This window comes from Anaerostipes sp. CAG:276 (assembly GCF_000432215.1).
Lineage (GTDB): Bacteria > Bacillota > Clostridia > Lachnospirales > Lachnospiraceae > Anaerostipes > Anaerostipes caccae.
Map to the genome: position 1 here is coordinate 136,191 of NZ_FR889191.1, position 10,247 is coordinate 146,437.

The window sequence follows — 10,247 nt, forward strand, 5'->3', positions numbered from 1 at the left end:
ATCGTCCCTTGTATGAGGGATGACAGGCCTTTTTTGTTATTTAGAAAAGATAGGAGGATTCTATGTTAAGTCCAACATTAGAACAGGTGAAAAATTTATTGACGATTTATCCGACAGTACCGGTGTTTTATGAGGTGCTGGCCGATCATGTGACACCGATTCAGGTTTTTATGGCACTTCGAAAGGCCGGTACCCCGTCCTTTATGCTGGAAAGTGTGGAAAACAGAGATCAGTGGGGAAGGTATTCATTTATCGGTGTGAATCCCAAAAAGGAAGTAAAGATAAACGGCACAGAAATAGAGATTGACGGAACAAAACAGACAGTGGAAAACCATATTGCATATTTAATCGAAATGGTCAATGCATACCAATCTCCGGTACTTGTTGATAAACCAAAGCTTACCGGAGGATTTATCGGATATTTCGGTTATGATACCATTCGGTTTGTGGAAAAGAAACTGGTTAATGTGCCCGAGGATGATCTGAACATGCCGGAATGCCATTTGTGCATGTATGATGAGATTGTCGCATTTGATCACCTGACAAACCGGGTGATCGTGATCCAGAATGTTCATGAGGAGGATGATCTGGAGACAAAGTATAAGAGTTTGGAGCCAAGAGCAAGAAAATTGATCGAACAGATCGACAATTTCCGGATGTCCAGAAAAGAACGCACAGATAAAAAAGAGACAAAGGTAATTTCAAATATAACAGAAGAAGAGTACAAATCCAAGGTAGAAAAAGCAAAAGAATACATAAGAAACGGCGATATCTTTCAGGTTGTGCTCTCACAGCGGTTTGAGGTGGAAAGCGAGGCAGATCCGTTTGATGTTTACCGGTGTTTAAGAACAACAAATCCATCGCCGTACCTGTACTTTTTTGACTTCGTAGATTATCAGATTGCAGGTGCCTCTCCGGAGATGCTCGTAAGTGTCACAAATGGAATCGTGACGACGAAACCGATTGCGGGTACTGTGCCGAGAGGAACGACGAAAAAAGAGGATGATATTCTGGTCCGGCAGCTCATGCATGATCCCAAAGAACAGGCGGAGCACACGATGCTTGTGGATCTAGGGCGGAACGATGTGGGAAAAGTCAGCCGGTTCGGAACAGTACGTGTGGATAACTTTATGTCAGTAGAAAAATATTCGAAGGTGACCCATTTAGTCAGCGACGTACAGGGCGAGCTGAGAGAAGACAAAACTGCACTGGATGCCCTTATGAGCATACTTCCTGCCGGCACATTGTCCGGTGCCCCAAAAGTCAGAGCCATGGAGATCATTGACGAGTTAGAAGATAAAAAGCGAGGGCTATACGGCGGGACCGTGGGATATCTGGCATTTGACGGGAACATTGATACGTGTATCGCGATCCGTACGGTGCTTTTTAAAGATGGGAAAGGATATGTCCAGGCAGGAGCTGGAATTGTGGCTGATTCAGAACCGGAAAAAGAATACGAAGAGACTAAAAACAAAGCGCTGGCAGTCATCAATGCGATTAAGGAGGCGGCAGAATTATGATTTTATTAATAGACAATTACGATTCTTTTACTTATAACGTCTGTCAGGGGATCGGCGAGCTGTATGAGAATATTGAAGTCGTCAGAAATGATGAGATTACAGTGGAAGAACTGGCACAAAGAGAGATCGAAGCGCTGATTATCTCTCCGGGACCCGGATATCCGGAATCTGCGGGTATTTCAAAGGAGGCAGTCCGGTATTTTGCAGGAAAAGTTCCGGTGCTTGGGATCTGTCTGGGACACCAGGCCATCGGTGAGGTATTCGGGGCTAAGACGGTTCGTGCCAAAACTCTGATGCACGGAAAACAGAGTAAGATTCAGATTGACAGCAGTCTTCCTCTGTTTCAGGGACTGCCGGAAATAATCCCGGCAGCCAGATACCATTCTCTGATCCTTGAGGGGGAGAGTATACCGGAAGTGCTCACGGTTGCGGCCGAAGACGATGAGGGACAGATCATGGCTGTAAAACACAGAGACTATGACGTGTACGGGATACAATTTCATCCGGAATCTATTTTGACGGAATCCGGAAAAGCAATTTTTGAAAATTTCTTAAAGATAGCAGGTATAGAGACAAAGACAGAAAAGAAGGTGGAAGAGATGGAACCGGCACAGAAAACTGCGATGAAACCATATTTAGAAAAAATTGTCGAGGGAAGACATCTGACAGCTGATGAGGCATACGGAGCTATGGACTGCATTATGTCAGGAGGCGCGACCCAGGCGCAGATCGCAAGTTTTGTCACAGGGCTGCGCATGAACCATGAGACTGTGGATGAAATTACAGGATTTGCAAAAGTCATGCGCGCGAAAGCAGCCGTTGTTCCCAATGAGACAGAGGCCATTGATATTGTAGGAACCGGCGGTGACTTGGCCAGCAGTTTTAATATCTCCACAACATCCGCATTTGTGATCGCAGGGGCGGGACAGAAGGTTGCAAAACATGGAAACCGAAGTGTCTCATCTAAAAGCGGGGCGGCCGATGTGCTGGAAGCCCTGGGTGCCAAGATCGGACTTTCTCCGGAGCAGAATCAGAAATGCCTGGAGGAGGTGGGAGTCGCCTTCCTGTTTGCACAGACACACCATGGCTCTATGAAATATGCCGGACCTGTGAGGGCCCAGCTTGGAGTGAGATCTGTATTTAACATTTTAGGGCCTCTGGCAAATCCGGCCATGACAAATTATATTGTACTGGGTGTATACGAGGAAGATCTTCTGAGACCTATGGCGGAAGTCATGCAGAATCTGGGTGTGAAGCAGGCAATGATCGTGTACGGGGATGACTGCCTGGATGAGATCTCCATATCCGATACGACCAGTATCTGTGAGATCCGGGACGGGAAGCTGATTTCTTATAAGATCAGCCCGGAAGAATTCGGAATCCCTATGGCAGAAAAGGACTCCATCAAAGGAGGAACATCGGATGAAAATGCGGTTATCACAAGAGAAATCCTGACTGGAAAAGAACAGGGGCCGAAAAGGGACATCGTACTTCTCAATGCGGGAAGTGCCCTCTATACCATAGGGGCCGCAAAAGATATGAAGGAAGGAATCGAGATGGCAAGGCAGTCGATTGATTCCGGCAGGGCCATAGAAAAACTCAACCAATTCATTGAATTTACCAATCGCTATTAGGAGAACACTAATGATTTTAGACGATATTGTAGAGAAGAGAAAAGAACAGCTTGAGAGGGAAAAAGAAAATTTTCCGCTGGAAGATATGAAGGAAATGGCTTTAAATTCCAAGAGAGTCTCTCTGGATTTCAGAGCCGCCCTGAAGGCTGACGGCATATCCATCATATCCGAAGTAAAGAAAGCGTCTCCTTCCAAAGGAATCATTTCAGAAGATTTCCGTCCAACAGAGCAGGCGAAAGCCTATGAAGAAGCCGGTGCAGACGCTATTTCCTGTCTGACAGAGGAACATTTTTTTAAAGGAGCAAGTAAGTATCTGGCGGATATCAGAGCCAGCGTAAACCTGCCGATCCTGAGAAAAGACTTTATATTTGACGAATACCAAATTTATGAGGCAAAAGTGCTGGGAGCCGATGCAGTCCTGCTGATTGCTGCGATCCTTTCGGAAGAAAAACTTTTGAAGCTTTCCCGGCTGGCGGCATCTCTGGGACTGTTTTGTCTGACAGAAGTCCACAATGAGGAGGAACTTCAAAAAGTCATCCGGTGCAAATGTGATATTATCGGCATCAATAACCGGGATTTGAAAACATTTCATGTGGACTTGAATACTACGAAACGATTGGCAAAACTGGTGCCGTATGATGCAGTTCTCGTCTCTGAGAGCGGCATGAAAAACGGAGACGATATAAAGGAAGTGAAAGAGTACGGAGCCGATGCGGTGCTGATCGGAGAGACTTTGATGCGTTCAGGAGATATTAAAAATACAATCAATGAACTGAGAGGAAGCCTATGAAAATTAAAATGTGCGGGCTTCGCAGACCGGACGATATAATTTACGCAAATGAGTGCCTTCCGGACTATATAGGATTCGTTTTTGCTGAGAGCAGAAGAAAAGTCAGCGGCAGAGAGGCAAAAAAATTGGGGGAACAGCTGGACCCGTCCATTAAGAAAGTCGGCGTTTTTGTAAATGAACCGCTCCGGTCCCTGATTTCCATATCAGAAGAGGCGGGACTCGACATCATTCAGCTGCACGGAGATGAAGGAGAAGAGTACATCAAAGAAGTGAAACATGAAACCGGAAAAGAACTATGGAAAGCTGTCCGGGTGAGAATGGTAAAAGATATTCAGGAGGCACAGAGACTCCCGGCGGATAAGCTTTTGCTGGACAGTTTCTCAGAAGAGTCTTATGGAGGCACGGGGAAAGTCATGGATTTTGCGGTGCTTGACCAGGCAGATATCCGGAAACCGTATTTTATAGCGGGAGGTCTTACGGTTGAGAATCTGCCGGAGATCTTAAAAAAGGCAGAGCCGTATGGGATTGATATCTCCAGCGGGATTGAGACTGAAGGGGTAAAAGACAGGGAAAAGATGCTCAAGGTAATACAGTGTGTAAGAGGAGGAAAAGATGAGTAAAATCGGAAGATTCGGAGATTTCGGAGGACAGTATGTGCCTGAGATCGTGATGAACGCGGTCAATGAACTGAATGAGGCATATGAAACATATAAAAATGATCCAGACTTTTTGGAAGAGCTGCATGAATATTATAAAAACTATGCAAACAGGCCGTCTATGCTTTACGAGGCAAAGCGCATGACCAAAGATCTGGGAGGTGCAAAGGTATTCCTGAAAAGGGAAGATTTAAATCACACCGGAGCCCATAAGATCAACAATGTGCTGGGGCAGATATTGCTTGCGAAGAGGATGGGCAAAAAGCGCATCATTGCCGAAACCGGAGCAGGGCAGCACGGAGTGGCCACAGCCACAGTGGCGGCGCTGTTTGATATGGAATGTGTCGTCTACATGGGAGCGGAGGACGTGGAACGCCAGAGTCTCAATGCTTATCGGATGGAACTGCTGGGAGCAAAAGTTGTGGCCGTGCAGAGCGGTACGCGAACCTTAAAAGACGCGATCAACGAAGCTATGAGAGACTGGGCTACGAATATTGAGACAACTTTTTACTGCATCGGCTCTGTTATGGGGCCTCATCCTTATCCGACCATGGTCAGGGATTTTCAGAAGATCATCGGGGAAGAGACGAAACGCCAGATGCAGGAAAAGGAAGGAAAACTTCCGGACTGTGTGATCGCCTGCGTGGGCGGCGGGAGCAATGCCATGGGAGCTTTCTATGACTTTGTAAAAGATAAGAATGTGCGCCTTGTCGGAGCCGAGGCGGCGGGAAGAGGGGTTCATACAATCCAGCATGCGGCCACGATCGCCAGGGGAAGCAAGGGTGTTTTTCACGGAATGAAGAGCCTTTTTCTTCAAAATGAGGAAGGACAGATTGATGAGGTTTATTCTATTTCCGCAGGTCTTGACTATCCGGGAATCGGACCGGAACACGCCCACCTTCATGACATTGGCAGGGCAGAATATATGAGCGTCACGGATGAACAGGCGGTATGCGCATTTGAGTATTTAACAAAGATGGAAGGGATTATTCCGGCCATTGAATCAGCCCATGCGGTAGCTGCAGCAATGGAAATTGTCCCGAATATGAAAAAGGATGAAAGTGTTGTGATCTGTCTGTCCGGCCGGGGAGACAAGGATGTGTTTCAGGCAGCAAGATATAGAGGAGTGAAGTTAGATGAGAATTAAAGAAGCATTTGAGAAGAGAAAGAAAAATGGACAGAAAGCGCTGATTACCTATATCGTGTCCGGTGATTTTGGATATGAGACTACAAAGAAAAATATCATGAGTATGGTAAATGCCGGTGCGGATATCGTAGAGATCGGAATTCCGTTTTCTGATCCCATAGCAGAAGGGATCGTTATCCAGGAAGCCAGCCAGCATTCGCTGGAAGGCGGAACTACGCTGGCCGGAATTTTTAAGATGGTGAAGGAACTCAGAAATGAAACGGATACACCGTTTGTGATGATGATGTACTTAAATACGATTTACCGTTTTGGGACGGAACGTTTTTTTGACCTCTGTAATGAATGCGGGATTGACGGTGTCATCGTGCCGGATATGCCGTTTGAGGAGAAGGATGAGATACAGGGAACAGCTACGGCTCATGGTGTTGACAACATCAGCCTGGTAACGCCTGCTTCTCACGACCGAATCGAATCCATTGCGAAGGACGCAGAGGGATTTTTGTACTGTGTCTCATCCATTGGTGTGACGGGGACAAGAAATGAATTTTCTACGGATTTTGACGCGTTTTTTGATGTGATCAAGAAAAATACAAAAATCCCCTGTGCCGTAGGATTTGGAATCTCAGGTCCGGAGCAGGCTAAAAAGATGAGTCAGTATTGTGACGGCGTGATCGTGGGCAGCGCTATTGTAAAGATCATCAGCGAGTATGGGGAAGACAGTCCAAAAAAAGTATATGAGTTTACAAAAAGCCTTCGGGATGCGCTGGATGAATAAAATTTTGTGCAAAATGTACAAATTATATAGATGAGTAAATGTCAGATATTAATAAAATTTAAAAATATTTTTCTGAAAACTTATTAAATTTTAAAAAATGTGGTAAAATAAGTATATAATACAAAATGCTGAGACCGGAATTAACTCCGGTCTTCTTTTATTCCATAGGAAAGTTTGTCCACGTTGTTATTTTTCAGAGAAAGGAGTTACACTGCAGTGCAGATAGAGGAACGGATACAAGAACTTATAAAGGCTGCCGGGCAGAACCATAATGTCATTCAGCTGGATGAGGTCGATCAGGTCTTTGATAAGAGTTTGAGTGAGCAGGAATTTGATTATGTTATCGGCCGTCTGAAAGACCAAAATATAGAATTTTCGGATTTTACAGCGGCAGGCCATGCAGACACGGCGGAAGCTGAAAATGCTGTGATGGAGGATTCAGTGAAGGCTTATCTGCACAGGATAGGCAGGATTCCGCTGCTTTCCAAAGACCAGGAAGAAAGACTGGCAAAGGAAATTGAAGCGGGAAGCCAGTCGGCAAAAGATAAAATGATCAATTCCAACCTGCGTCTGGTCGTCAGTGTTGCAAAAAGGTATGCTGCAGGCAGCGGCATGGCGCTTCTGGATCTGATCCAGGAAGGCAATATAGGACTTATGAAAGCGGTGGACAAGTTTGATTACCGAAGAGGATACAAGTTCAGTACCTATGCCATGTGGTGGATCCGGCAGTCTGTCACGAGGGCTATCGCGGACCAGGCCAGGACGATCCGGATACCCGTCCACATGAAAGAAAAGATGGGGAAAGTCAGTGGTGCGGCCAGAAAATTTTTGGAAGAAAACGGACGGGAACCCAATGCGGATGAACTGGCAGAACTGATGGAAATCAGCAGGGATCAGATGGATGAGATCATGAGATTGTACAGTGACACTGTATCTCTAGACTCTCCGGTCGGAGAAGAGGAAGATGCGATGCTCATGAATTTTGTAGCGGACGAGAGCATGCCGGAACAATATCAGACGGCGGAGCAGGGAATTCTCTCTGAACAGATAAATGAGATATTGTCGGAACTCACCGAACGTGAACAGACGATTTTAAGGCTGCGTTTTGGATTTGTAGAAAATAGGATCTGGACACTGGAGGAAGTAGGGAGAGAATATCATGTGACGAGAGAGCGCATACGCCAGATCGAAGGAAAAGCTTTGAGAAAGCTGAAAATGAAAAAGGAAACGAAATCTCTAAGAGCCTATATTGAAGACTGATTTTGGTACTTTTTTAAAAAATCAGCCGGCGGAAGGAAAATTCCCCCGGTTGATTTTTTTTCATTCTCCTTTATACTTTGCATCGAAACATGAAGCTGCAAAGGAAAAGGGTAAAAGATGAGAGAGAAAAGGTATGAGGAACTGGTTCCATATGTAGAACAGGCGAAACAGGGCAGTGGAGATGCGTTTGCCTATCTGTACGAAGCGACCATAGAGCCGACCCGTTATTTTGTCTATAATTTCTGTAAAAATAGAAATAAGGTGGAAGATCTTCTTCAGGAAATCTATCTGGAAGTGTACCGGTCTCTGCCTTCTTTAAAAGATAATATGGCGTTCTGTGCCTGGCAGCGCCAGATTACATATCATTGCTGCGTAAAATCTATAAAAGAGAATGAAGAAGCTTTTATCGGGGATGACAACATTGAATTTATAAAAAGTCTGACGGACAGCAGTGAAACTCCCCAGGATGTAGTTTTGCAGAATGAAAAGTCATAACTGCTGAACAGGTGTATCCAGAAGCTGCCGGAAAAGCAGAGAGCTGCTCTGTTACTTTACTCTTTTCAGCAGATGCGGATGAAAGAAATCGGAAAGGTCCTGGACTGCAAAGAGAATGCAGTAAAAAATCTTTTGTTTAACGCCAGAAAGAATTTGAAAAAACAGATCGAGATGCTTCCTCAGGAGGAACGGGATGTGCTGAACATCAGAAGCTTCGGTGTCTTTACTCTCTATCCGTTCCTGCAGGAGTCTCTTACTTATGCGTCTAAAAAAGGAGTGAAGCAGGGCACTCTCATGATCAAGAAGGCTGTGATGGGAGCTGCCGTGGCCGAGGGAGTCGGAATCACGGGAGTTCTTGTATTCGGGAGCACGGATCTTCCGGAGCAGGACTTCCATGAAATTCAGCTGAAAAGTCCGGACTGGGAGACTCACGATCTGTCCGGACTACGGATACCGAAAAAGAAAGTGAAAAAAACATTGCCAGTGTCGGTTCCGGTAAATGTGACCAGAATCAGGGGGGATAAGAAGAAGGAAAGGCTTGAGATTTATGTGACCGGAGATGTAAACTTCGAAAGCACGTTTGCAAAAGACAAGAAAGGAAAGATTTTCAGACCGGAAAGTTACAGTAGTCAGAAAAAGGTTCTGTATTTTTCTGTTTTTGTGAATGATTTTGAACTCCATTTAAAATCAAAGGACGGAACAACAGAGATTTTTGACTTCCGGCAGAAATAACTGAGATCAAGAAGGATTGCCATGCTGGTGCTCCTTCTTTTTTTGTTCCACAGGAAAACTGTTCTGTGGAATAAAAAATATTGGTTTTTGGTCTAACTCTTTTTTACGGTACCAATACCTGATAAGAAAAAATGTCAGATTACGAGGAAAAGGAGCAGCAGTTATGAAAAGAAAAATTTTAGTCTTCTTGTTGGTCATTGTATTTGGAACGGGACAGGCTATGGTTTTTGCCGAGTCCGATGTACAGGAAGCAGCAGAGGTGGCAACAGAACCGACAGAGGATAGAAAGCCTGAAGCGGACATAGGAAATACAGAGGATACAGAATCGACAACAGAAGAATCGGAGACCGAAACCAGTACCCAAGCGGGAGATTTGTCAAAAGACATGGAAGAAATTGGGGGGGCTTAAGCAGATTTAAGAATACAGAAAATATTACAGAAACATTCCTGGATGCTAATGAGACGATCGTCCCTCTGGTGAATAAAGTTTCTGAAAAGTCTCTGAAAAAGACGAAAGAAGGACAGACTATGCTGGATGTGAGTCTTGGTAATATTAGGATCAATCAGACTGGTGCATCAGGCGGAGGACTTTCAGAGGCAGAGACAGAGCTGAATCCGAATGGTTATTATATTATAGGAGAGACCGTGAATTACAACGTGGTTGTAGCAAAAGGGGTTAAAACGGAACTGACATTTGACAATGTAAAGATTCAAAGCAATAACATTACCCGAAACTGTGTGGTTGTCTCACATGCCGATGTGACGATTACATTGAAGGGGGATAAGAAATTGAGGTGCAATTATGGAACTGGTAGTACTGGAGGAACAGCCCTTGCCAAAGATGGGATGGATGGTTTCCTCACTCTGCAGTGTGAATATGCAGGAAGATATAAAAAATATCAGGATTTCAGGGGGCAATGTCAAAGCAATTGGTACTGCTAATGGCCCAGGGATTGGCGGAGGATACGGAAGCGACTTTGATGGATTATATATAACCGGAGGAAAAGTTGAAGCAAAGGGAGGTGCAAATGCACCGGGTATCGGGACAAGTATAGGTTATAGAAATGACTACAAGCTGAAAAATGTGCAGATTAGCGGCGGAGATACGGTTGTCATTGCCATCGGAGATAAAAGCACAAATATGCCCGGGATCGGAGCGGCCGGAGGGAATGATTATGTCAGCAGCGTAACGGCAGAGCCTGACCCAGGCTATCAGGGATATATTCAGGACGGCACGA

Annotated in this window: 11 protein-coding genes, 1 pseudogene and 1 other annotated feature (1 of these 13 only partly in view); all 12 genes and pseudogenes read left to right on the forward strand. The window is 45.1% G+C overall.

Translation table 11 applies throughout. The features are described from left to right. Positions 1-12, forward strand: a binding site (T-box leader); it begins 245 nt to the left of the window's first position. Positions 13-62: 50 nt separating this feature from the next. Further along, complete coding sequence (gene trpE / locus QVP35_RS09500; RefSeq protein ID WP_009290682.1) at positions 63-1,520, forward strand: anthranilate synthase component I; 1,458 nt, start codon at positions 63-65, stop codon at positions 1,518-1,520. Next, entirely contained in the window at positions 1,517-3,154 is a 1,638-nt protein-coding gene (locus tag QVP35_RS09505) for a bifunctional anthranilate synthase component II/anthranilate phosphoribosyltransferase (protein ID WP_009290683.1), read from the forward strand. The genes trpE and QVP35_RS09505 overlap by 4 nt, the downstream gene beginning before the upstream one ends. Positions 3,155-3,164: 10 nt before the next feature. Then, entirely contained in the window at positions 3,165-3,944 is a 780-nt protein-coding gene (gene trpC / locus QVP35_RS09510) for an indole-3-glycerol phosphate synthase TrpC (protein ID WP_009290684.1), read from the forward strand. After that, positions 3,941-4,564, forward strand: a complete 624-nt coding sequence (locus QVP35_RS09515) for a phosphoribosylanthranilate isomerase (protein ID WP_006565657.1) — start codon at positions 3,941-3,943, stop codon at positions 4,562-4,564. The genes trpC and QVP35_RS09515 overlap by 4 nt, the downstream gene beginning before the upstream one ends. Further along, positions 4,557-5,747 (forward strand): tryptophan synthase subunit beta, encoded by a 1,191-nt coding sequence (trpB, locus tag QVP35_RS09520; protein ID WP_009290685.1) that lies wholly within the window; start codon positions 4,557-4,559, stop codon positions 5,745-5,747. Before QVP35_RS09515 ends, trpB begins: the two co-directional genes overlap by 8 nt. After that, positions 5,737-6,522, forward strand: coding sequence for a tryptophan synthase subunit alpha (gene trpA, locus QVP35_RS09525; RefSeq protein ID WP_009290686.1), 786 nt, complete (start codon positions 5,737-5,739; stop codon positions 6,520-6,522). The genes trpB and trpA overlap by 11 nt, the downstream gene beginning before the upstream one ends. Before the next feature lie 216 nt (positions 6,523-6,738). After that, positions 6,739-7,782, forward strand: coding sequence for a sigma-70 family RNA polymerase sigma factor (locus QVP35_RS09530; protein WP_006565654.1), 1,044 nt, complete (start codon positions 6,739-6,741; stop codon positions 7,780-7,782). 117 nt (positions 7,783-7,899) lie between these two features. Continuing rightward, complete coding sequence (locus QVP35_RS09535; RefSeq protein ID WP_009290687.1) at positions 7,900-8,277, forward strand: RNA polymerase sigma factor; 378 nt, start codon at positions 7,900-7,902, stop codon at positions 8,275-8,277. A gap of 15 nt (positions 8,278-8,292) precedes the next feature. Further along, a complete protein-coding gene (locus QVP35_RS09540; RefSeq protein WP_256129256.1) occupies positions 8,293-9,009 on the forward strand; it encodes an RNA polymerase sigma factor in 717 nt (238 codons plus the stop codon). 163 nt (positions 9,010-9,172) lie between these two features. Then, the gene (locus QVP35_RS09545; RefSeq protein ID WP_022261091.1) at positions 9,173-9,418 is read left to right on the forward strand and encodes a hypothetical protein; all 246 of its coding nucleotides are present in this window, start codon (positions 9,173-9,175) and stop codon (positions 9,416-9,418) included. 68 nt (positions 9,419-9,486) lie between these two features. After that, the gene (locus QVP35_RS09550) at positions 9,487-9,951 is read left to right on the forward strand and encodes a hypothetical protein (RefSeq protein ID WP_288187851.1); all 465 of its coding nucleotides are present in this window, start codon (positions 9,487-9,489) and stop codon (positions 9,949-9,951) included. Next, positions 9,887-10,247: pseudogene (locus tag QVP35_RS09555) on the forward strand (hypothetical protein); the annotation flags it as partial. The gene QVP35_RS09550 and the pseudogene QVP35_RS09555, both read left to right, overlap by 65 nt.

Coding starts and splice junctions, on each gene's coding strand:
- trpE (WP_009290682.1), top strand. CDS start 63: ATGTTAAGTCCAACATTAGAACAGGTGAAAAATTTATTGACGATTTAT.
- QVP35_RS09505 (WP_009290683.1), top strand. CDS start 1,517: ATGATTTTATTAATAGACAATTACGATTCTTTTACTTATAACGTCTGT.
- trpC (WP_009290684.1), top strand. CDS start 3,165: ATGATTTTAGACGATATTGTAGAGAAGAGAAAAGAACAGCTTGAGAGG.
- QVP35_RS09515 (WP_006565657.1), top strand. CDS start 3,941: ATGAAAATTAAAATGTGCGGGCTTCGCAGACCGGACGATATAATTTAC.
- trpB (WP_009290685.1), top strand. CDS start 4,557: ATGAGTAAAATCGGAAGATTCGGAGATTTCGGAGGACAGTATGTGCCT.
- trpA (WP_009290686.1), top strand. CDS start 5,737: ATGAGAATTAAAGAAGCATTTGAGAAGAGAAAGAAAAATGGACAGAAA.
- QVP35_RS09535 (WP_009290687.1), top strand. CDS start 7,900: ATGAGAGAGAAAAGGTATGAGGAACTGGTTCCATATGTAGAACAGGCG.
- QVP35_RS09545 (WP_022261091.1), top strand. CDS start 9,173: ATGAAAAGAAAAATTTTAGTCTTCTTGTTGGTCATTGTATTTGGAACG.